The organism is Bacillus sp. OTU530, assembly GCF_038440375.1.
On the sequence record NZ_JASATP010000040.1, the window covers coordinates 25,102 to 46,887 of the forward strand.

Consider the following 21,786-nt stretch of genomic DNA (forward strand, 5'->3'; position numbering starts at 1 on the left):
CAGATGATGCCATTCCAAACGAAGTCAGGTTTCCCTTTCTTCTAACCAAATTTTTGGTACATACTTCTGCAAACTATCACGTTCTGCTTGTGTCAGCCCATAGTTACAAATCTCTTTATTGAATAATGGATAAGATTGGCCCGATACATGATAGAATACATGCGGACGAAGCGCTTTGAATGCTTTTGTCAACACACTCCATTGTTTCCAGTGATGCTCCCCATCCTTGCGTTCTGTATAGATTCGCAACAGCTTTGGTACCTGCTCCTTCAGATTCATGCCGCGTCTGCCAATGACGTAGGACGCCGCTTGATGGATCGAAATCATATACTTCATCTTCCCGATCTGGCTTGTGAAGGCAGGATTCACCTCAAATACAGCGATTCCCATTTTGGCAGCTCGGCTGTGAATGCTATCCTGCATCTTTTTATAGGCAAACAGGCTCATTCTTCGGTTTTGCTTCCGATTGCGGTAACGTCCGGCAGACTTTGATAGAGTTGTATCTAATACTTCTAAAACAATCGGTTTATTTCTTTGAATGGCGATGTCCACCAAACGAATCGCTTCTGCTTCTAGAATTTTTATGATTTGTCCGCTTCGTTTTCCTTCTAAGGAGAAATAGAGACAAGAGGAGGAAAGTAATTGTCCTTGTCCATTCACGTTGGAGAAGGCAATATGATTGTAGTTGACGTCCACACCGATGACACCGTCTGCTTTTGAGTGATTGAGATGAGGATGTTCTGGATCTTCTACGATACATTTAATGATGTAGTACGTACCATGGTCTTCGATGGACCAACCCATTGACTGGCCATCCTTCTTTTTATTTTGACAGGAAAGCTGCGTGGCGATGGATTCTTGCATCCGGTCTTGTCCATAAGGAACATACACATACGGAAGTATAAGCGCTCGCCCCGTGGTACTTCTGATATGTAAGGTTTGGCTTGGCGCATCATATTGGAACACAAAGTTCCCATACTTCGCATCCTTCCGTCCAGAGATGGTCATCTTGGCGTTTCGTTTGTAACGGAATGCATGTCTCCACGCCGCATGACTCTTTTGATCTTTATGCATTGTATATTGCTTACGAAAGAAGGAACGAGAGCCAAACAAAGCAGAAGAAATCGTCTGTTTCAATTTCTCCTTTTTCTGCTCCTGCCGAAGGAGACGATGCCGGAGTTGTCCAATTCTTGCCTTGAGGCGTTTGATTTCTTTATCTAGATGCCGATGTTCAAACAGATAGAGGGAGAAACAAATGTGTGTCTCGTTCTTACGATGAAGCGCATATACCGCACCGGAAGCTGTTTGATGCACTCGATACCCCATTCTCTTATGCAATTTCGGTTTTCTATCCACAATTGATTGCTTCATGTTTCGCAATGCCGTCAGCTTGCGGCGTTCGTTTTTTAATTTCTTTTGAATCGATTTCATGACACTGTCTATCTGTTTGACATACAACGCTTGTAGTTCCTTTTGCGATGTCCGAAGGGCGTTTGCTTGTTGGACTGCGCTATTCGTATAGTAGTCATCCAGTTGAAATCGTTTCTTAATCGCAAGGTGAAGAGTGCCTTCATACGGCTTGTTCCCCGTGCGTAGATGTTTTGTTTGCCAAGCATAAGCCGTGCGCATGGCTCTATTATAGAGACGGAGAGAATGAGAGAGTTCCTGATTCAAATCGTGGGGGACCTTGTGTTTATAGATTCGATTGGAAAAATAGCACTTCTTCATTCCTTCCTTCTCCCTTCTGGTTCATTTTGATAATTACATATTACCAAAGGAACGTACGTTTGTCTAGTTGCATTTCCTATTCACCAAACAGGCTAGGCGATTGCCTAGTCGACATTCATCCTCCACTTACCACTGGGCTACGCCCTTCGCATTCCTTGAGGAAGGGGACTTCTTTTCAGAAAATCTGTTAAAAATATTATCTGATATTGCATTTGATATATTTTAATTTTTGGAAAATATATCAAATTTCATTGACTAACAATTATAGGAAAATATATAATTTTTTGTATTAGTATATATTTCCATATCTATTTTTGCAGAAATAGAAAAAGTCTAATTTTACTAAGGAGGAATTTTTCTGATTGCCTTCAAGGACGTTAACAAATATTACGGATATTTTCATGTTTTGAAAAATATTAATCTCGAAATAAAAAAAGGCGAAGTCGTTGTGGTTATCGGCCCTTCCGGCTCTGGAAAAAGTACGCTTCTTCGCTGTATGAATTATTTAGAGACCATCTCAGACGGCGAGCTTATCGTAAATGATGTAAGAGTAAACGACAAAAAGACGGATCTCAACAAGTTGCGCCGCAACATCGGCATGGTATTTCAGCATTTTAACCTCTATCCGCACAGAACCGTTCTCGAAAATATCACGCTGGCGCCAATGAAGGCTCTTGGAGTCTCAAAATCTGAAGCTACTCAAACGGCCATGTTTTACTTAGACAAAGTAGGCATTGCTGATAAGGCGGATTCCTACCCTTCTCAATTGTCCGGCGGTCAGCAGCAGCGTGTGGCCATCGCAAGAGGCCTTGCGATGAAGCCGCAATTAATGCTGTTTGACGAACCTACTTCCGCATTGGATCCGGAAATGATCGGGGAAGTGCTTGATGTTATGAAAGCATTAACGCAGGATGGCATGACGATGGTTGTCGTGACACATGAAATGGGATTTGCACGCGAAGTGGCAGATCGCATTTTGTTCATGGATGAAGGACGAATTGTTGAAGAGGCAACTCCGGCTGAGTTTTTTGCGAATCCGCGTGAAGAACGTGCTCGCCAATTTCTCAGTCGTGTATTAAACCATTAAATGAGGGGGCTGACTATGTTTAAGCTAAAGAATTTTTTCCTATTCACCATCCTTTCTTGCCTGTTGATCGCGCTTGTTGGTTGCGGCAGTGCAAAGGAAACATCAACGAAAGAAACTTCAAACGAAGCACAAAATGCACTTGAGAAAATCAAAAAACGGGACAAGCTTATTGTTGGCGTAAAGTATGATACAAATCTTTTCGGCTTAAAGAATCCATCCACTGGAAAAGTAGAAGGCTTTGACATCGACATCGCAAAAGCTCTTGCAAAAAAGATTCTCGGTGATGAAAGCAAAGTGGAGCTCAAGGAAGTAACGTCCAAAACGCGTATACCAATGCTGAAAAATGGCGATATCGACATGATCATCGCTACTATGACGATCACAGAAGAGCGCAAACAAGAAGTAGATTTCTCTGATGTTTACTTTAAAGCTGGACAAGCCCTTCTTGTAAAGAAAGGCAGCAATATCAAAGGAATCGACGATATTAAAAAAGGCACAACGGTTCTTGCGGTAAAAGGTTCTACCTCTGCCGTAAACATCCGTCAAAAAGCGCCTGAAGCAACAGTGCTTGAATTCGAGAACTACAGCGAAGCATTCCAAGCATTAAAAGCTGGGCAAGGAGACGCATTGACTACAGATAACTCCATTCTCTTGGGAATGCAAAAGCAAGATCCGAACTATGTGATTGCTGGTGACATCTTTACTGACGAGCCTTACGGCATCGCTGTGAAAAAAGGCGAAACTGAGCTTCTACAAGCAGTCAACGATTTCTTGAAAGAATACAATGCAAGCGGCGAGTACGACAAGCTGTATGAAAAATGGTTAGGCGAAAAGCCGAAAAAATAATAAATTGCAAACAGGATGATTCTATCATCCTGTTTGCTTTCATATTCAGAAAGGAGCGGCAGCCATGTTGGATTTCTCCATCTTAACCGAAAATCTTGATATGTACTTACAGGGCTTTAAAAATACATTAATTGCAAGCCTTATCGCTTTAGGGGGCAGCTTCGTGGCCGGCACCTTAATAGCGGTCCTGCGCATTGCTCCTTCTCGCCCGCTAAACTGGATCGGTGCGGCCTATGTGGAATTCATTCGAAATATTCCAATTATATTAATTACCTTTATTTTTTACTTCGGATTGCCCACGTTGAATATTCGGATGGATGGTTTCACTGCCGGAACGATCGGCCTGGCTGTATACACGGCTGCGTTTATTGCGGAAGCGATCCGTGCCGGTATTCAATCCGTTCCAAACGGACAAATGGAGGCTGCTCGTTCATCTGGTCTCACCTACGTACAAGCAATGTATTATGTGATCTTGCCACAAGCCATCAAAATCGTCATTCCGCCACTTGGCAATCAATTCATTAATCTGGTCAAAAACTCTTCTATACTTGGTGTAGTTGCTGGTCTCGATTTAATGTATTTTGGGGATTTAGTTGCTTCCAAGACATTCGTTACATTTGATGTATATATTTTCGTTTCGCTTTTCTATCTTATTATAACGGTTCCATTAAGTCTGAGCGTCAGTTATTTAGAAAAACGTCTGGCGAGAGGCTATTGAAGGAGGGAATGTCTTGGACTTTGCAGGTGCTTATACAGGAGATCACGTCAAATTTTTGCTGGAAGGCTTTCTCGTTACATTACAAGTAGCATTCATCTCCATTATTTTTAGCTTTTTGATTGGCAGCATTATCGGAATTTTACGATATGCAAAAATACCCGTTCTTTCTCAAGTACTCATGCTGTTAGTGGAAACAATCCGAAATTTACCGCTTCTGCTGATTATCTTCTTTACCTATTTTGCACTTCCAGAGATGGGCATGAAGCTGGAGATTAAAACTGCCGCCATCGTAGCCCTTACTATTTTTGAAGCAGCCATGCTTTCGGAAATCGTTCGCAGCGGTCTTCTGTCCATTGAAAAAGGGCAAATTGAAGCTGCACGCTCATCAGGACTTACTTATTTACAAACACTGCAGTACGTTATTTTACCGCAAGCGCTCCGCCGCATGGTTCCGCCAATCGTCAGTCAATTCATTTCCTTGCTGAAGGATACATCATTGGCTGTTATTATCGCGCTACCCGAGCTTACACACAATGCGCAAATTATTAACGGACAGAGTGTAAACTATACGATTCCGACTTACTTGCTAGTCGCTGTCATGTTTTTTGTCGTGAACTTCAGTTTATCCCTTGTAGCTAGGCGGCTCGAAACAAGGCAAAAAGCAGGAAAACATAAAACAGAAATACAAAAACTCAAAACACAGAATTTGCAAGCATAGCCATGCGGTCGGATCCCCGAAATAAACATTGAAATGAAAAGTCTGTATCAATAATTACCAAGTAATTGTTAATACAGACTTTGGTTCTGGTGCAAAAAACTCCAGCCCACTTACAAATAATTTCTAACTCTTGGACATACTAATACTACTATTCTAAAAAAGGACGTGATTAGTATGGAAAAGCAAAATTTATTTAAGTGGAAACATTATCAGCCCGACATTATTTTGTTAACAGTAAGATGGTACCTGCGGTACAACTTGAGCTTTCGTAACGTAGTGGAGATGATGGAGGAACGTGGTTTATCAATGGCTCACACAACGATTATGCGTTGGGTTCATCAATATGGACCGGAATTAGACGAAAGAGTACGACATCATCTTAAGACAACAAATGACTCCTGGAGAGTCGATGAAACGTATGTGAAAGTAAAATGTCAATGGATGTATTTATATCGTGCAGTCGATTCAGAAGGGAATACCATTGATTTTTATCTAAGTGAATCAAGAGATAAACAAGCAGCCAAGCGCTTTTTCAAGAAAGCCTTGGCTGCATATCATATTTGTAAACCTCGTATCATAACAGTAGACAAAAATCCAGCCTATCCTATAGCAATTCAAGAGTTAAAGGAAGAGAAAGGTATGCCAAAAGGCATACAAATCAGGCAAGTTAAATATCTTAACAATATCGTGGAACAGGATCATCGCTTTATTAAAAAGCGTATTCGCCCGATGCTTGGCTTAAAGTCCTTCCGAACTGCCAAATGGATTATTGCGGGAATAGAAGCTATGCATATGATCAAAAAAAGACAAACTCTCTAAGGGGAGAAGTCTGTCCAAAGCCAAGTGAACCTCGTTCATCAACTATTCGGCTTTCCAGCATAAAATAGTTCCACTAGGAAATTTCTCGTCTCTTTATATATCTCTCAAGTGTTTGCACCAGAACCGAAACTACAAAGTTGGCAACGAATTTGTAGTTTGGGTTCCGGTGCAAAATAATTCGCTAGAGCCATAGAACAGCAATATCCTATTAACCCTGGGATTAAGCAGCTAACTTAAATAACTTATGAATAGTTTCAACCTCATTTTGGGCATAGTTCATCCTTTGGTGAAGTTGCCCTTTTTTTATGGATTCGTAATGTTTCCATTTAAATTTTGTTGGCTTTTTCATACGGATACACATCTTTTTTAGAATAATAGTATCAGTATGTCCAAGTTCCCTAGATTTTTTTGCACCAGAACCAAATTATTTTTATCCTTCTTGAAAGAGGTGATTGATTGAAAAATAAGAACACCCAAATAAAAAAATGATTGGAGATATACTATATACTATGGCTCTTTTAAGCGATTTTTATTTATCAAATAGTAAACCTGAAGATATTGCCATCAAATATCAAGATAAGAAAATAACATACAACAAAATGCATGAAAATATAATCAAATATGCTGCCTACTATCAAAAAATAGGTATACAACACGGAGACACAATTGCGCTTAGTTCAATTAATTCTCCTGAGTTTATATACGCCTATTTTGGAGCAACAAAAATTGGGGCAACTGTTGTTCCTCTGAATTTTATGTTGACGTTAGAGGAAATCTCATACATTATTTCAGATTCTAAAAGTAACACTTTAGTCATTCATAAAAAGATTTTTGAAAAAATTGGAGTTACCGAAGAAATTATAAAATGTAAATTGAGTTTAAAAAATGTCATCGTAATTGATTCTATATTTACAGATTCTATAATTGAAAATGATAATATTTCTATGCCTGTATTATCCGAAAATGAAGTTTCAACTTTACTTTATACATCAGGAACGACGGGCAAACCTAAGGGTGTAATGTTAACACATCATAATCTTTTATCAAATACAAAGTCATTTATTAAAGTCTTGGATGTAAAAAATGATGAAATCTTCTTGTGTGTGTTACCGATGTTTCACACGTTCGGATTTACAGTGACTATTTTAGCTCCTTTTTATTTGGGTGCATCAATTGTGATTCATGAGACTTTTCACCCTAAAGAAACTATTCGTTCATTAATAGAAGATAAAATCACAATATTATGTGCTGTTCCATCCATGTATGTAATTTTATCTCAACTATTAAAAGCAGAAAATATTTCTCTTCCTCAATTGAAATTAGCTATTTCAGGAGGTGCACCTTTACCTGTTGAGGTTCTTCAATCATTTAGGAATCAGTATAAAATACCTATGTTAGAAGGATACGGATTGACGGAAGCTTCCCCCGCATTATGTTTTACTCCGATGAATGGTAAGCCTAAAGTCGGTTCGATAGGACTTCCTATTCCTGATGTAGAGATCAAAATAGTGGACGAAAATGGGGATGAATTAAAGACTGGTGAAATTGGAGAAATACTTGCAAAGGGACCAAATATCATGAAAGGATATTTAGGAAAACCTGAAGCAACTGCAGAAACTGTAGTGGATGGATGGTTACACACGGGGGATTTGGCATATAAAGATGAAGACGGTTATATTTTTATTGTTGATCGAAAAAAAGATTTGATTATAACAAGAGGATTAAATGTTTATCCTAGGGAAATTGAAGAATTGTTGTATCAATATCCGGGGGTTTTAGAAACAGCTGTTATCGGTGTAAAAGAAGAAACTAGAGGAGAAGTTGTGAAGGCAATTATTGTTCTAAAAGAGCACGCTACTGTAACTAAAAAAGAAATAATGGATTATTTAAAATTACACTTGGCAAGTTATAAATTACCTAAAATTGTCGAATTTGTACAGTCGCTCCCTAAGAATGCTACGGGGAAAATTTTGAAAAAAGAACTTAGTTAATCAAGAAGCCTCAACCTAAAATTAGTTGGGGCTTTTCTTGTTTAAAAAATAGTTATTAAAATTATTATCAATCATTCTTACTTAGCGAAAAGAGTGGCGGCTAGTAAAATAATGCCAAAAACAAAGAAAGAACATGCGTTTAAAGTATTTATAATAAATTCTTTTTTATTGTTGTTATACACGGCACTACCCCTATTTTAAAAAGTCCATAAAGTTGAATTTTGCAACGAATTCTTGTTTCTCTTACAAATATCGAAATTGATATTAGAATATTCAGAAAAAATACGGTATAATAGAAAAAAGGATAAGGAGTTGATTTCTCGATGGAAAATAATTTACTTAGTGTATCAAAACAATCTGAAGTAGAAGTCCTGGATTCTGTATATGCTAAAATGGTGTTAGACAAAGCTCTTCGTGATTTTCGAAAAAAGCAAATCCAAAAAGAAATCGACCAATCATTACAAGATAGAAATAAAGAAGAATTCCTACGATTAACAGCGGAATTAAAGGATATTTCTTAAAATGGATGTATGTATATCAGACAGATTTTGAGATAAAGTGGACAAAACCATAACAAGAAGAGGAAGAGGTAAAACACTTCTTCCTTTTTTATTTGGTCTAGGAGAATCAACATTACTTGAGTCGATCATAACATAACCGAGATTACAAGAAGTAAAGAAGTACAATCCGGAGTTCTTTGTTTGTTCGTAAAGATGTATCTGTAAATATTTGATAATGTTTGAGATTGCGAGGAGCCCAGTGTTGGCGCGGATTCCCTCGGGCAGGGCACTTCTGATAATGCCGACTTATGTTAACCTACCATGAATATCCTATACATCCAAGAATATACAACAACGCATTTCTTTTGAATGGTACAATAAGGAAAGGGAGGTGTAAAATCATGGATAAGCTTTTAGGATTCCTGTTTGTTGCGGTTGGTATGTGCTTCCTCATGTTGACTTTGACAATGAAGGTTCAGAATGTTGCATGGGCTGTAATGTTAGGAGCCAGCATTGTGTCTAATATAGCAGGGACAACCTTGTTGTTCAGATACATTAAGGAGTATAGGAAACAAGCATTTTAATCATTTTTACATTGTTGAAAACAGTGTAAAGCATGAACCCCTCTCCATTTCGGGAGGGGTTTGCTCTTTTTTTAAAGAGACAACAGAAACTTACGTTGGAGGGAAATATGAATTTTTGGTTTTTAGCAATTTTAACAGATTTTCTGAAAAGAAGTCCCCTTCCTCAAGGAATGCGATGGGCGTAGCCCAATGAGTAGGGAGGCCACTGAAAAAGTGTGTGATTTCGGTAAATAAAGAAACTTTTGTCAATATACAGAAAATAAAAACAAGCTAATCCTCTGCATATAGTAGGTGGTCAGCTTGTTTTTCTCTTTAAGTGGACTTTTTCAGTGCCCTCATGAGTAGGTGGGGGATGAATTTTCAGTAGGCGTAAGCCTATTTTTTCTCTTCTTGCGCGCCCAGGCAAGCTGTGGCCTGCTAGCTGGTGAAAATCCAGTCCGAGTAAGTACCAAGACGCTCGGTAGCACGATTGGCAACTGGTGGAGAAATCCTAAGGTTGAAGCCCGACGACAACGCATCTTCTTTAGGAAGGGCAAGCAACTCAATAGGTTGTAACATAAAGTGAATCCTGCCGCCTCGTCAAAAAGCCCTCTTTAAGAGAATAAAGGGAAGTCGAGCCTGGAGGAAGTAGGCGAAGACCATGGACGGTGTGAAGAACTTGGAATGCAACACCTAAGAATCCCTCGGGGTAAGGGGAGCGACATGTTGAGAAAGTAGACCACGGAACTGGGGAGACCCTCCCCCGCACTTTTTTTTAGTAAAGCAGATACCTATAAGGAAAACCAAAATGGTGGATGGCGGGAAGGGAGTCGGAGGAGGTCATAGTACCGAAGACATTCATGATAACATAACGTGAATGAGGGAAGGACCTCTACTTTGTTCACAGGTTGAAAGGAGGTAAGAGTCGTGAATGCCGGAAAACTGGCTAACTACACCAATATCAAAACTCGAGAACTTTGGACAACCCTATATCTTTGTGCCAAGGAAGCACCAAAACGACGATTTCACGCCCTGTATGACAAGATGTATCGCCCAGATATTTTGGCGGAAGCTTGGAGAAGAGTGAAGCGAAACGGTGGCTCGGTCAAATCGATCGGTATGTAATAGAACGGCTTACACTGTTTTGGAATAAGAAGAGAAATCGGAGAAAGAAACACGGAAGAGTTGGAGATATCGTAAAATGGACAGAACCGATACTCGCGAAATTAGCGTTGTAAGGAGCACGAACGCCAAAGAAAGAAGAACATCGGAAAGCCGTATGAGGGAAAACCTCACGTACGGTTTGATGAGGAGGAACTGAAAGTAAACGAGAAAGCCCTTGAGCTGTCTTGAAGAAATCAGTTCTTTACTCTACTAATTCTTAAATTTATATAGGATAAGTCTGATTTTTATCCGCTGTTATGACACGTGTCTGAGAAACATGAAAAGACCGCAAAGCTTTCTTGGAGAAGCGTTTTGCAGCCTTATAATCTCTTGTTTTGTTTAGGTGAAAATCAATCGTACTTCCTTCGGAATCAACTGTACGATATAAATACATCCACTGACCTTTTACCTTGATATACGTCACCAAGAATCGTTGGTTTTCTTAAGATAATGACGAAATCTCTCATCTAGCTCAGGACCATGTTGGTGAACCAAACGCATAATCGTTGTATGAGCAATGAATAATCCCTGTTCCTCCATCATTTCGACTAAATCACGAAAACTTAGGTTGTATCGTAGATCCCATCTTACCGTTAATAAGATGACATCAGGTTGATAATGCTTCTACTTGAATACATATTCCTTTTCCATACCAATCACACCTTTTGTAAAGTAATAGGATCAGTATATACGAGTTTTAGAGATTACTATCGCGTATATTAAAATTTTTGCACCAGAACCCTTTATGTCTGGGAGTGTGACTTTCCTACGCTCTAATTTATTTTACCCATTGTTTTATAAAGACCCATAATAGATAAACGGGTTAGTTGTAAAGCCATATAATGAGGGGCATAAATCATATTATTTTCCACCCATACCTTTGTAATGCCTAAAGTAGATGAACTACTATAATCGAGCAATATTTCTAATGGTACTAATAATTTTTGATCTTTCTCCATACTTGATACGCGGATGTAAAAACTCTCCCTAATCACTTCAAACATTTTTGAGGTAAATTGGGAAGGTTCCACTTTGGTGAACATTGTGTGGTAGAATTTGTTATTCTTAGCTAAATGTTCAAAGAAAGTTAAAAAGTAGGGATCGGGAACATCAATGTTGGACTGATAATTCATATAGTCGGATTTGGATTTTATTAATAATTCATTTAATTCTGTTAATTTTTCTTGAATCATTTTATCTAATAAATCATATTTGTCTTGATAGTGTGCATAAAAGGTAGATCGGCTGATATTAGCCTGATGAGTAATTTCTTTTATAGATATTTGGGTAAATTCTTTTTCTGAAATTAAAGATATAAAAGTTTCATATATGATTTTACAAGTTTTAGCAATTCGGCGATCTAGATTTGGTTGAAATCTCTCCATTTTGCATCCTCCAAACGTAATGAACAAAATCATTTAACTTATTCCTAGTCATAAATTTTCTATTCTTTTAGATTTTTTTCTGAAATCTATAGAAGAGTAATAATTTAAGTAGAACATAAAGTACTACTCTACGGAGAAAATTGTGATATATACAAAATTCCATCCTCTCTTTACTAATAGGATTTTTCAGTTTGATTTATGACACAGCAATTTTATATCAAATTAAAGATCTGAATATACATGTCGTACACTTCTGAATCAATTGTCCATTAAGCGTCAAAAAGTACTGAATTGTTTGTTAATAAGATCTCACTGAATGCTATTATAATAAACATAAAATCCCTATTTAATCAATAGGAATTATTAGTTTTGGTATAGGGATTTTGTGAAATTGATGTGAATTAGATACAATGGCAAATTATTTTAACTCACTACTTGTGTTAAATTTTCAGCATGGTTAATTTCCATATGTATCAACATACGGAAAAGGATGAAATAAGTAAAAGGTTTTATTGAATTTTTAAAATACAATTTAGGTAATAATGTAGTTTAAAATAAAAATATCGAACATTTTGAAGTTTAATATTTATTAAGCTTCAAAATAGTGTTAATTGTTTGTTGCAATGGAGCTTAGGTTTGCTATAATAAATATCAAATTCCGATTTTATTCATATGAATTATAGGATTGTAATAACCTCCCTTAATTTAATATGTTCGACTGGACCACCAGAGACATTTATGTAGGCTTTAATCTCCCTAAAGTTTAAGCCAACAATAAAGGTCTCTTTTTTGTTTGTTGACATTTTGACGACAAAAGAAATTTGTCGTTTGATCATTTTCATTTGAATGGAGAGAGATTACTAATGCTAAGCAGGGGAGATCGCTTTATTAATAGCTTAAATGATGGACGTAGTGTATTTCTTGAAGGTGAAAGAATAGGGGATGTGGCAGGTCATCCAGCGTTTAAAGGAACTCTTGAAACCATTTCACGTCTTTTTGATTCACTGGATGATCCCAGTGAAAAAGATCACATTGGTTTTAAAGTTCCAGATAGGGGGGCATATGCACACAGTTCATTTTTAGTACCTTATACACTAGAGGATTTACGAAAGCGCAGCATGGCGTTTCATTACTGGTCTAAAGAAACCCATGGGATGATGAGCCGGTTATCTGATTATGCACGATCTATGATAACGGGATGGTATGCTGCTAGGAAAGAACTGGGGAAGTTAGATCCACATTTTGAATCTAAGATTACGGCTTACTATACAGCAGCAAGAGATCAAGATTTGTTTTTAACCACTGCTATTATCGATCCACAAATTGATCGCTCCAGTGGTTTGGAGGATTTCAGGGTGGCTGATCGGTTTCTCCATGTTGTAAGAGAAACTAGTGATGGAATTATTGTACGTGGTGCTAAAATGATTGCGACAGGAGCTCCATATGCGCATGATATCATCATCTCTTCCTTTCTCGAATTTAAACCTGAACATACGAAACACTCACACGTTCTAATTGTTCCAGCAAACTCTCAGGGGCTTCATATCGTTTGTCGGGAATCCTTCGCTGATGTAAGGAAAAACGATCATATTTTAAGCTCTAGATATGATGAAATGGATGCAGTACTATTTTTCGATGATGTCTTAATCCCTTGGGAAAGGGTCTTACTTCATGGAAACTCAGAAACTATGGCAGCATTTCGGACTAATACAACAGCCAATTCCCTTGCTTTTCATCAGAATATTGTTCGTTATGTAGCAAAGTTGGAATTCGTAACTGGTATCGCCTTTGCGATAGCAGAGTCAATTGGTGTTAATGAATATTTGCATGTGCAAGAAAAGCTTGGTGAGCTGCTTACCCAGATTGATACCATAAAAGCACTTGTTATTGCATCAGAAGTTCAAGCAAAGCCGGACGAATTGGGAGTTTTAGTGCCTGAACTATCCTATATCAATACAGCCCGAAACATCGGAACCCGTTTTTATCCGAGGGCCATCGAGATTTTACAGCAAATAGGTGGAGGAGGATTTGTTCAGGTTCCTTCTAGGTTAGAAGATTTCTTTGGAGTGGTTTCTAAACATATGCATCAGTACTTTGAAGGAAAAACGGTCAGCGCAGAGAAAAAAGTACAACTATTTAAATTAGCATGGGATTTAATCGGGAGCCCTTTAGGGTCACGACATGAACTTTATGAACGATTTTATGCGGGGGATCCGGTTCGTGCTTATGCCAAACAATATATTGAAGCAGACCAAGATTCGTTCACAGAGCCAATTTGGCGGTTATTAAGGGAAACAAGTAAGTAGATTGAAAAATACCTTACAAGTTGAAATTTTAAATCATGGCAGAAAAAGCGAAGTCAATTGCTTACTATTAAACATTTTAAACATCAATTATTGAGGGATATTCAGTATGAAATATGAAAATTTAAGCTCATTAAATCTTTTTGAAAATCTAACACAAAAGGAAAGTCTAGAAGAAATTGAATATCTCAATTTACCAGATTTAGACTTTTTTCTTTGGTGCCAACAGCAATATAGGGTGAATAAGGGGGTATATAACACGATCGATCATTGGTTTTATGAATATGGGATTATTAATATTATTCAACGTCGAATCTATCTTTTAGCCTTTTTGGAATATGTTACAGAAGGAAGTTTGAAATCTGATCATCATAAATATATAAGATTTGGAAATGGGGGACTAACAAGAAAGCTCCACCAATTTAATAAGGAAAAGGAACCGAAGAATATATTATATAAACACGGTACTTTTAATCTAAGTGGTAGGGTTGAAGAAATACTGAGTCCTCTTTAAGGATTTACTTCAGTTTAAAGAAAAAGAAGGAGGGGTATTCTCATTTATGGATATGGTAACAAAAGAAACAAAACTTGATTACCTTGAAATGGCCAACGTATTAGCAAAAGAATTTGCCAAAACGGCAATCGAACGGGATAAAAAAGGTGGAACAGCAAAAGTAGAACGTGATCTACTTCGTAAAAGTGGATTACTCTCTCTTATCATTCCAAAATCCTTAGGGGGACATGGTGAGAATTGGAAAATTGTTTTTCAAATAACCCGTGAACTTGCGAAGGTGGATGGGTCGATGGCCCATTTATTCGGCTATCATTTTTTGTGCTTGACCTCTGTTTATTTATACGGATCTCCACAGCAAAAAGAAAAGCTTTATAGAGAAACGGCTGAAAATAACTTATTTTGGGGAAATGCCTTTAATCCTAGAGATGAAAATTTAATCATTAAGCAAGATGGAACCAAGTGGAGACTAAATGGAAAGAAAACCTTTTGTTCCGGCTCCAGAGATTCAGACCGACTGCTTATTTCAGCTAAAAGTCCAGAACATAGCAGACCTGTTATTGCTGTTATTCCTACTAAACGAACAGGAATAGTAGTAAAAAGTGATTGGGATAGCTTTGGGCAGCGGCAAACGGACAGCGGAACTGTTATTTTTAATGAAGTGCTGCTAGAAAAAGATGAAGTACTGAATTTTTATGAACAACATCCAGTAGGTTTGTTTTCTACAATACGGACGCATATTGCTCAAACGATTTTAGTTCATGTTCTCCTGGGAGTGGCAGAAGGAGCATTTGAAGCAGCCAAACATTACACAAAAAACGTTTCTCGTCCTTGGTTAACCTCCGGTGTTGAGCAGGCAAATAATGACCCCTATACGATTCGCCAATATGGAGATCTGTTTGTGCAGTTAAAAGCTTCCGAAGCACTGGCTCAAAATGCAGTAGATGCTTTACAAGAAGCATGGGAAAAACAGTGGTCGCTAACAGAACAGGAGCGAGGCGAATGCGGGATTATGATAGCAACAGCAAAAGTTTCAACTGCAAAAACGGCACTAGAGGTGACGAATCGCATGTTTGACGTTATGGGAGCAAGGGCAACTTCAGCGCAGTATCAATTCGATCGTTTTTGGCGTAATGTGAGAACTCATACCTTGCATGATCCGATTGAATATAAAATACGGGATCTTGGAAACTGGGCTCTAAATTATCAGCTTCCTGAGATTACCTCCTATTCTTAAAAAATAAAAACACATTATTTAGGTTCCATCTCAATATACGGAAAAAAGGAGAAAAGCAATATGTCAAGTATCGTTATTATTTCCGGAAGTCCTTCACAACCATCCAGAACTTCAGCTATTTCTACCTATTTGGAAAAAATATTAGTCATTGGAGGAAAGCAGGTAAGTACCATCACTGTTCGTGATTTGCCAGCAGAAGACCTTTTATTTGCAAACTTTAATAGTCCGAAGATTAAGCAAGCTCAATCCCTGATTGAACAGGCTCAGGCCGTAATTATTGTAAGTCCGATATATAAGGCAAGCTACCCAGGCTTGTTAAAAGCATTTTTAGATTTGATACCAGAAAAAGGACTTGTTAATAAAGTAATTCTTCCGGTTGCAACAGGTGGAACAATTGCACATCTTTTATCATTGGAGTATGCATTTAAGCCACTTTTCTCAGTATTAGGAAGTCGGGAGATCATTAACGGAGTCTTTATTGTCGATTCAGACATTAACTACAAGAATCAGCTTGCTTTTGCTGATACAGGCATCGAACAAAGACTAAAAACTGCCTTGAATGATTTAGTAAATCAGCTACCAAAGGAAGTAACAATAAAATAATAAACTTGATTACATACAGAGAGGATGGATAATTAATGGAAATTTTTTGGTTTATTCCTACAAATGGTGATTTTCGTCAATTAAATAATAGTGAGGGTTCCCGTTCTGCAACGTATAACTATTGTAAGCAAATTGCAGAGGCAGTCGATGATTTAGGCTACACGGGTGTTTTAATTCCAACAGGAAAAACATGTGAGGAAGGATTTATTGTTGCTTCTACACTTGTACCTTTAACAAAAAAACTAAAGTATCTAGTAGCGGTACGTCCGGGTCTAATGTCACCAAGCTTTGCGGCACGCATGTCTGCAACATTAGACAGATTTTCTGATGGCCGGTTATTAATTAATGTTGTTGCTGGAGGTGATCCGGTCGAACTTGCAGGTGAGGGTGTATTTTTAGATCACGATAAACGCTATGAGTTAACAGATGAGTTTTTAACTATTTGGCGTCAATTATTTACAGAAGAAGAAGTGAGTTTAAACGGAGACCATTTACGAATTGAAGGAGGACAATTACCATACCCAACAGTTCAAAAACCATATCCACCACTATATTTTGGAGGATCTTCACCTGCTGCGATGAATGTTGCTGCAGAGCACGTCGATGTTTATTTAACATGGGGCGAGCCGCCAGCCCAAGTGGAGAAAAAGATTAAGACAATGCGTGAGCTCGCAGCAACTCAAGGAAGAACATTAAAATTTGGTATACGACTACACGTCATTGTACGTCCAACAGAAGAGGAAGCATGGGTAGCCGCTAATAAGCTAATTGAACACGTGGACGACGAAACCATTGAACAGGCGCAAAAAGTATTTAAGCGGATGGATTCAGAAGGTCAGCGCTTAATGACGAGCCTTCACGAAGGAGACCGTGCTCGATTAGAAGTGAGTCCAAATCTATGGGCTGGCGTGGGATTAGTGCGAACAGGCGCAGGTACAGCACTTGTAGGAGATCCTGATACGGTTGCAGCACGTATGAAAGAATACGCTGATTTAGGCATCGAAACGTTCATTCTATCCGGTTACCCACATTTAGAAGAGGCCTATACAACAGCAGAATTATTATTTCCTAAACTTCCAATAGAAAGAAAGGATACTTCAAATAAACGAACATTCCTTAGTCCATTCGGTGGTGATATTAAATCTGCCATTGTTAAATAACAAGATTAATAGAATAAACCAACTAGAAAGCTAGAGGTCTTTCGCTTATATAAAATTTAGTCACTAGAATGTTGATTTAATTTCTCAAGACGACCTTTTTACACCGACTTTTTATGAGAATAATAAGAAGAATTTATTGGAGGTCTTTTGTTTTTATTAGGATTTCTAACACCTTTAGCTGCCATTTCTAAATTTATTCTTTCAGGAATAGAAGCCATGTAATAATGCAAAAGGATAACTTCCTTCACAGGGGAGGATCTGCATCATAATCTGTCATTAAGCAGTTCATGTAGGCTCTATCAAATGATTTTTGTACCAGGATCAACCGCTAGACTAATTTTCAAAAAACTCTTAATACTTACTTAACATATATATTTAGTTTGAATTTCTGTAATCGGAAAATTAAATTAATAGTGTTTAAATTCCGTCTATAAAGTTTTTTGAAATCTTCTAAGAATAAAATAATGCCTACCAGGCTACTGGCGGCTTCTATCATTTCTGACTTAAGGAAATTGATAGAAGTTTTTTTATCAGTTAGGGAGGTGATCATTTTCTAGTACGTAAAAATACATTTAAGACAATTAAATAAGGAGGCTCTATCAAATGAGTTTACAATTTGCCTACTGGGCCCCGAACGTAAGTGGGGGGCTAGTAATTTCCAACATTTCACAAGCATATTTAAAATAAAATGTAAGGAGTTGCATTAATTTATGTCTTATCAAAAACAATTAAATTTCGAAGAGAACATTAAAAATAGGGGGTATTCAACTTCACCAACATTTACTACTCCCGTAAAAATGGATTCTCCTGATTTTAATTTATTGCTAAATAAAATAGTTCAAGATGCCAAGGAACGTAGAAATGCTGGTAGTGAAGCGCGTCCTTACTATGCAATAGATTTAATTCGTCAAGCTCGACTAGGCGCCCTCCGTTTACCTGTTGAACTTGGTGGTGGAGGTGCTAGTATTCGCGATGTTTTCGATGTCATCATACGTTTAGCTGAAGCAGACCCCGATGTTGCACATTCCCTGCGTTTTCATTATTACCAAGTGGAAATTTTACTTCTAAATCGCGATACCGAACAAAATAAAATATGGTTGAAGAAAGTTGCGTCAGGAGAAATTATTGGAAATGCATTTACTGAGATATCGTCAAAAAATGTTGGAACTTTATCCTTTGAAACAACTTTATCACCGGAAGGTAAGGGCTACCGATTAAACGGAACGAAATATTTTAGTACAGGTACATTATACGCAGACTGGGTAGTTGTGATGGCATCAACTACAGATGGAAAAACAGCATCAGTATTCATACCAACTAATCGCGAAGGTCTCATTATTGAAGATGATTGGGATGGAATCGGACAAAGATTGACTGGAAGTGGAACAACTCGTTTAAACAATGTATTTGTTAATAAGGAAGAAGTGACTTTTATTCATGAGGACGAGACACCATTTAATTCACATTTACAGCTTTATTTGCAGGCAGTTATAGCGGGTATATTGCGTAATATAGTAACGGATGCAGCAGCCCTACTTCATGGAAGGTCCCGATCATTTACTTTTGCGGCTGCTGACACTCCGGCGTCTGATCCACAACTTTTACAAATTATCGGTGAACTTTCAAGCAGCGCATTTGCTGCTGAAGCGATTGTACTAGCTGCTGCCGATGCACAGGACAAAGTTATAAATGCTGCAGTAAATGGAGTGATTGACTTTTCTCTTAGTCATGAGGCTTCCCTTCTTGCTGCTCAAGCTAAGGTTGTTGTGGATAAACTTGCTTTGCAGGCTTCCACATTGCTTTTTGATGTAGGTGGAGCATCAGCGACAAAACAGTCGGCAAATCTTGATCGCCACTGGCGTAACATTCGCACTATTGCTTCTCATAATCCAGTGGTCTATAAAGCTCGTGCTATTGGTAATTATGTTGTGAACGATACTGAACTTCCAATAAGAAATGTTTATTTTTAATTAAGGAAATTATTTTTATAAAGTAGTTTATTAGTTTTTTATCACTTTAATTAGGAGGAAAATAAAATGAGTTTACAATTTGCTTATTGGGCTCCAAACGTGAGCGGAGGCTTAGTGATTTCTAATCTTCCACAAAACACAGGATGGTCTTTTGAGGACAATAAACGCTATGCACAAATTGCTGAAGAAAATGGATTTGAGTATGTATTATTACAAACGAGATTTTTTGCAAGCTATGGTGCTGAAAATCAATTAGAAGCAGCTGCCCTTGCATCAGCTCTTGCTGCAACAACAAAAAAGCTCAATATTATCACGGCTGTGCTTCCGGGCTTATGGCATCCTGGTGTTATGGCTAAGATTATTTCAACAATTGATCAAATTAGTAATGGTCGTGCCTCAGTTAATATTGTCAGTGGCTGGTTTAAAGGGGAATTTAACGGATATGGGGAACCTTGGTTAGATCATGATGAACGCTATCGTCGTTCTGAAGAATTTATTAATGTCCTTCGCGAACTGTGGACAAAGGATTCTTCCAGTTATCGTGGAGATTTTTATCGCCTGAACAATGCACCATTAAAACCAAAACCAATTAAACTACCAAAAATCTTTCAGGGTGGTAACTCAAAAGCAGCTAAAGAAATGGCTGGTCGTGCAACAGACGTATACTTCATGAATGGAGGCACTCTTGAAAAGATTAAAGAACAAATTGATGAAGTAAAAGCATTAAGAAAAGCAAATGGCACTGGGGATATCCAGTTCGGTTTAAATGGATTCGTTATCGTTCGTGATACAGAAGAAGAGGCCAAACAAGTATTACGCGATATCGTAACGAATGCTAATAAAGAAGCTGTTGAAGGTTTCGGTGATTCGGTGAAAACAGCTGGGGCATCTTCTCCTGAAGGAAAAGGAATGTGGGCTGAATCGACTTTTGAAGACCTAGTTCAATACAATGACGGTTTCAAAACTGGCCTAATTGGAACAGCTGAACAAGTAGCAGATCGCATTATTGAGTATAAAAAAATTGGAGTAGATATCATCTTAACTGGCTTCCTCCATTATGATGAAGAATTACAAGCATTTGGTGAAAAAGTAATTCCGCTCGTAAGACAAAAGGAAGAACAACTAAAGGAAAAAGCAGGGACAGTATAAGACTTCAGCCTGCTTATAAAAAATGATAGCACTATTTTATTATAGAAATTCATTCTTAATATAAAGATAAGTCTTAGAGGAGGTAGAAACCATTATGTCTTTAGAGATTGTGGCACGAACATTATATAATAAAACGAACCGTGAATATTACGAGAGAATCCGTCAAGAGATTCGTAAAGTTGTAGATACAGTGGTACGACCTAATGCAGAAATTACTGACAGGGAAGGAAAGTTTCCTAGAGAAAACTTAGAAGCTCTTATTAAAGCGGGATGGGGAAATATTCTTGTTCCTAAGAAATATAACGGTTTGGAGCTAGACCATGTAGCGTTTGCTATTGTGGCAGAAGAAATCGGAAAAGCATGCGCCTCCACTGCCCTTGTTTATGTGATGCATGTAGGGGCCGTCCAAACCATTACTCTTTTTGGAAATGATGAGCAGAAGGAGCGCTGGTTAAAACCAATTGAACGAGGGTTGATTAGCACCTACTCAACAAGTGAAAAGGCTTCCGGCGGACACTGGTGGTACAATTTCAGCCAGGCACAGCGTGATGGTGAGGATTATATTTTAAATGCCGATAAATCTTTTACTACAAGTGCCGGTCAAGCGGATTTTTATATCGTCCAAACAAGGAGTCCTGAAGCACAGGATGCTGCTGATATCAGTTTCTTTATTGTAGATGGAAAGCTGCCCGGAATCAAAGCCAGCCCGTGGGAAGCTCTGGGTGTACGCGGGAATCACAGCGGTCCTATCTCCTATAAGGATGTATTTGTTCATAAACGTGATATTTTAGGAAGAGAAGGTCGGGGAAAAGAAATCCTTTTGCATGGCGTATCCCCTATTTACCTAATCGGTTTAGGTTCCGCGTGGTTAGGCGTAGCACAACATGCTCTCCAATTAGCGGCAGAACACGTTACAAACACTATCCATCGGGATTTTGATAACCGTTTAAGTGACTATCAAGTAATCCGCCAGCAAATTGCAGAAGCCAAAGTATTAATTGAAAGTACAAAACCATGGCAATTCGATCTTGCTGAGCAATTAGATATATTACAATCAGAAGGAAAAGAACAGGGAGTGCTGACCCTTCCTCTTACAGAATTCAAAGTTCATGCTTCCGAGGTAGCGAATAAGGTTACGAAAATTGCATTGGATGTGAGCGGGGGATACGGATATAAAAAAGGGCCGATTGAACGCCTTTTCCGTGATGCACGTGCTGGGATTGCTATGGGGCCATCGAACAATATTGCAAGAGAATGGATCGGTAAGGATCTCGTAGGACTACCTCTCGAGCTTTGGGTCAAGGGCGGAGAATAAAGAAACATAAAAAAGGAGA

General features: G+C 38.2%; 18 protein-coding genes and 3 pseudogenes. 17 read left to right on the forward strand and 4 right to left on the reverse strand.

What is annotated here, in order from left to right; genetic code table 11:
* Positions 1-24: 24 nt before the first annotated feature.
* Positions 25-1,728, reverse strand: coding sequence for an IS200/IS605 family accessory protein TnpB-related protein (locus AAHB12_RS22910; protein WP_342047301.1), 1,704 nt, complete (start codon positions 1,726-1,728; stop codon positions 25-27).
* 358 nt (positions 1,729-2,086) lie between these two features.
* Between AAHB12_RS22910 and AAHB12_RS22915 the strand changes: the two genes are divergently transcribed.
* The 5 genes and pseudogenes from AAHB12_RS22915 to AAHB12_RS22935 all read left to right on the forward strand — a co-directional run bounded on the left by AAHB12_RS22915 (position 2,087) and on the right by AAHB12_RS22935 (position 5,979).
* Positions 2,087-2,815 carry an amino acid ABC transporter ATP-binding protein gene (locus AAHB12_RS22915; protein ID WP_342047335.1) on the forward strand — a complete coding sequence of 243 codons (729 nt, stop codon included), beginning with the start codon at positions 2,087-2,089 and terminating at the stop codon, positions 2,813-2,815.
* Positions 2,816-2,830: 15 nt separating this feature from the next.
* Positions 2,831-3,661 carry a glutamate ABC transporter substrate-binding protein gene (locus tag AAHB12_RS22920; protein ID WP_342047303.1) on the forward strand — a complete coding sequence of 277 codons (831 nt, stop codon included), beginning with the start codon at positions 2,831-2,833 and terminating at the stop codon, positions 3,659-3,661.
* A 64-nt stretch (positions 3,662-3,725) separates the two neighbouring features.
* Positions 3,726-4,379, forward strand: a complete 654-nt coding sequence (locus AAHB12_RS22925; RefSeq protein ID WP_342047304.1) for an amino acid ABC transporter permease — start codon at positions 3,726-3,728, stop codon at positions 4,377-4,379.
* A gap of 13 nt (positions 4,380-4,392) precedes the next feature.
* Positions 4,393-5,097: an amino acid ABC transporter permease gene (locus AAHB12_RS22930; RefSeq protein WP_342047305.1), complete on the forward strand. Its 705-nt coding sequence runs from the start codon at positions 4,393-4,395 to the stop codon at positions 5,095-5,097.
* 174 nt (positions 5,098-5,271) lie between these two features.
* Positions 5,272-5,979 (forward strand): annotated as a pseudogene (locus AAHB12_RS22935) (IS6 family transposase).
* A gap of 157 nt (positions 5,980-6,136) precedes the next feature.
* Here AAHB12_RS22935 and AAHB12_RS31920 read toward each other — a convergent pair.
* A pseudogene (locus tag AAHB12_RS31920) lies at positions 6,137-6,223 on the reverse strand (IS6 family transposase); the annotation flags it as partial.
* 202 nt (positions 6,224-6,425) lie between these two features.
* On the opposite strand from AAHB12_RS31920, the gene AAHB12_RS22940 reads away from it, so the two are divergent.
* From AAHB12_RS22940 to AAHB12_RS22955, 4 genes are all read left to right on the forward strand, one after another.
* Positions 6,426-7,907, forward strand: coding sequence for a long-chain-fatty-acid--CoA ligase (locus tag AAHB12_RS22940; RefSeq protein ID WP_342047306.1), 1,482 nt, complete (start codon positions 6,426-6,428; stop codon positions 7,905-7,907).
* Between the two features lie 323 nt (positions 7,908-8,230).
* Entirely contained in the window at positions 8,231-8,428 is a 198-nt protein-coding gene (locus AAHB12_RS22945) for an IDEAL domain-containing protein (protein WP_342047308.1), read from the forward strand.
* 380 nt (positions 8,429-8,808) lie between these two features.
* Positions 8,809-8,991 carry a hypothetical protein gene (locus tag AAHB12_RS22950; RefSeq protein WP_342047310.1) on the forward strand — a complete coding sequence of 61 codons (183 nt, stop codon included), beginning with the start codon at positions 8,809-8,811 and terminating at the stop codon, positions 8,989-8,991.
* A gap of 906 nt (positions 8,992-9,897) precedes the next feature.
* Complete coding sequence (locus AAHB12_RS22955) at positions 9,898-10,095, forward strand: TetR family transcriptional regulator (protein WP_446715601.1); 198 nt, start codon at positions 9,898-9,900, stop codon at positions 10,093-10,095.
* Positions 10,096-10,360: 265 nt separating this feature from the next.
* Here AAHB12_RS22955 and AAHB12_RS22960 read toward each other — a convergent pair.
* Positions 10,361-10,737 (reverse strand): annotated as a pseudogene (locus tag AAHB12_RS22960) (IS6 family transposase); the annotation flags it as partial.
* A 170-nt stretch (positions 10,738-10,907) separates the two neighbouring features.
* A complete protein-coding gene (locus AAHB12_RS22965) occupies positions 10,908-11,519 on the reverse strand; it encodes a TetR/AcrR family transcriptional regulator (RefSeq protein WP_342047312.1) in 612 nt (203 codons plus the stop codon).
* An 863-nt stretch (positions 11,520-12,382) separates the two neighbouring features.
* On the opposite strand from AAHB12_RS22965, the gene AAHB12_RS22970 reads away from it, so the two are divergent.
* From AAHB12_RS22970 to AAHB12_RS23005, 8 genes are all read left to right on the forward strand, one after another.
* Positions 12,383-13,825 (forward strand): 4-hydroxyphenylacetate 3-hydroxylase family protein, encoded by a 1,443-nt coding sequence (locus AAHB12_RS22970; RefSeq protein WP_342047313.1) that lies wholly within the window; start codon positions 12,383-12,385, stop codon positions 13,823-13,825.
* A gap of 106 nt (positions 13,826-13,931) precedes the next feature.
* Complete coding sequence (locus tag AAHB12_RS22975) at positions 13,932-14,336, forward strand: hypothetical protein (protein WP_342047315.1); 405 nt, start codon at positions 13,932-13,934, stop codon at positions 14,334-14,336.
* Between the two features lie 46 nt (positions 14,337-14,382).
* On the forward strand, positions 14,383-15,570 hold the full coding sequence (locus AAHB12_RS22980; RefSeq protein ID WP_342047316.1) for an acyl-CoA dehydrogenase family protein: 1,188 nt from the start codon (positions 14,383-14,385) through the stop codon (positions 15,568-15,570).
* A gap of 60 nt (positions 15,571-15,630) precedes the next feature.
* A complete protein-coding gene (gene ssuE / locus AAHB12_RS22985) occupies positions 15,631-16,173 on the forward strand; it encodes an NADPH-dependent FMN reductase (RefSeq protein WP_342047317.1) in 543 nt (180 codons plus the stop codon).
* A 35-nt stretch (positions 16,174-16,208) separates the two neighbouring features.
* Entirely contained in the window at positions 16,209-17,333 is a 1,125-nt protein-coding gene (gene ssuD, locus AAHB12_RS22990) for an FMNH2-dependent alkanesulfonate monooxygenase (protein ID WP_342047318.1), read from the forward strand.
* Between the two features lie 710 nt (positions 17,334-18,043).
* Positions 18,044-19,303 (forward strand): acyl-CoA dehydrogenase family protein, encoded by a 1,260-nt coding sequence (locus AAHB12_RS22995; protein WP_342047319.1) that lies wholly within the window; start codon positions 18,044-18,046, stop codon positions 19,301-19,303.
* A 66-nt stretch (positions 19,304-19,369) separates the two neighbouring features.
* Positions 19,370-20,452 carry a dimethylsulfone monooxygenase SfnG gene (gene sfnG / locus AAHB12_RS23000; RefSeq protein WP_342047320.1) on the forward strand — a complete coding sequence of 361 codons (1,083 nt, stop codon included), beginning with the start codon at positions 19,370-19,372 and terminating at the stop codon, positions 20,450-20,452.
* 94 nt (positions 20,453-20,546) lie between these two features.
* Positions 20,547-21,767 carry an acyl-CoA dehydrogenase family protein gene (locus tag AAHB12_RS23005; RefSeq protein ID WP_342047321.1) on the forward strand — a complete coding sequence of 407 codons (1,221 nt, stop codon included), beginning with the start codon at positions 20,547-20,549 and terminating at the stop codon, positions 21,765-21,767.
* Positions 21,768-21,786: the final 19 nt, after the last annotated feature.

Excerpts from the sequence above, each read along its gene's own strand:
- AAHB12_RS22910 (WP_342047301.1), bottom strand. The coding sequence starts at position 1,728 with ATGAAGAAGTGCTATTTTTCCAATCGAATCTATAAACACAAGGTCCCC.
- AAHB12_RS22920 (WP_342047303.1), top strand. The coding sequence starts at position 2,831 with ATGTTTAAGCTAAAGAATTTTTTCCTATTCACCATCCTTTCTTGCCTG.
- AAHB12_RS22925 (WP_342047304.1), top strand. The coding sequence starts at position 3,726 with ATGTTGGATTTCTCCATCTTAACCGAAAATCTTGATATGTACTTACAG.
- AAHB12_RS22940 (WP_342047306.1), top strand. The coding sequence starts at position 6,426 with ATGGCTCTTTTAAGCGATTTTTATTTATCAAATAGTAAACCTGAAGAT.
- AAHB12_RS22945 (WP_342047308.1), top strand. The coding sequence starts at position 8,231 with ATGGAAAATAATTTACTTAGTGTATCAAAACAATCTGAAGTAGAAGTC.
- AAHB12_RS22950 (WP_342047310.1), top strand. The coding sequence starts at position 8,809 with ATGGATAAGCTTTTAGGATTCCTGTTTGTTGCGGTTGGTATGTGCTTC.
- AAHB12_RS22965 (WP_342047312.1), bottom strand. The coding sequence starts at position 11,519 with ATGGAGAGATTTCAACCAAATCTAGATCGCCGAATTGCTAAAACTTGT.
- AAHB12_RS22970 (WP_342047313.1), top strand. The coding sequence starts at position 12,383 with ATGCTAAGCAGGGGAGATCGCTTTATTAATAGCTTAAATGATGGACGT.
- AAHB12_RS22975 (WP_342047315.1), top strand. The coding sequence starts at position 13,932 with ATGAAATATGAAAATTTAAGCTCATTAAATCTTTTTGAAAATCTAACA.
- AAHB12_RS22980 (WP_342047316.1), top strand. The coding sequence starts at position 14,383 with ATGGATATGGTAACAAAAGAAACAAAACTTGATTACCTTGAAATGGCC.
- ssuE (WP_342047317.1), top strand. The coding sequence starts at position 15,631 with ATGTCAAGTATCGTTATTATTTCCGGAAGTCCTTCACAACCATCCAGA.
- ssuD (WP_342047318.1), top strand. The coding sequence starts at position 16,209 with ATGGAAATTTTTTGGTTTATTCCTACAAATGGTGATTTTCGTCAATTA.
- AAHB12_RS22995 (WP_342047319.1), top strand. The coding sequence starts at position 18,044 with ATGTCTTATCAAAAACAATTAAATTTCGAAGAGAACATTAAAAATAGG.
- sfnG (WP_342047320.1), top strand. The coding sequence starts at position 19,370 with ATGAGTTTACAATTTGCTTATTGGGCTCCAAACGTGAGCGGAGGCTTA.
- AAHB12_RS23005 (WP_342047321.1), top strand. The coding sequence starts at position 20,547 with ATGTCTTTAGAGATTGTGGCACGAACATTATATAATAAAACGAACCGT.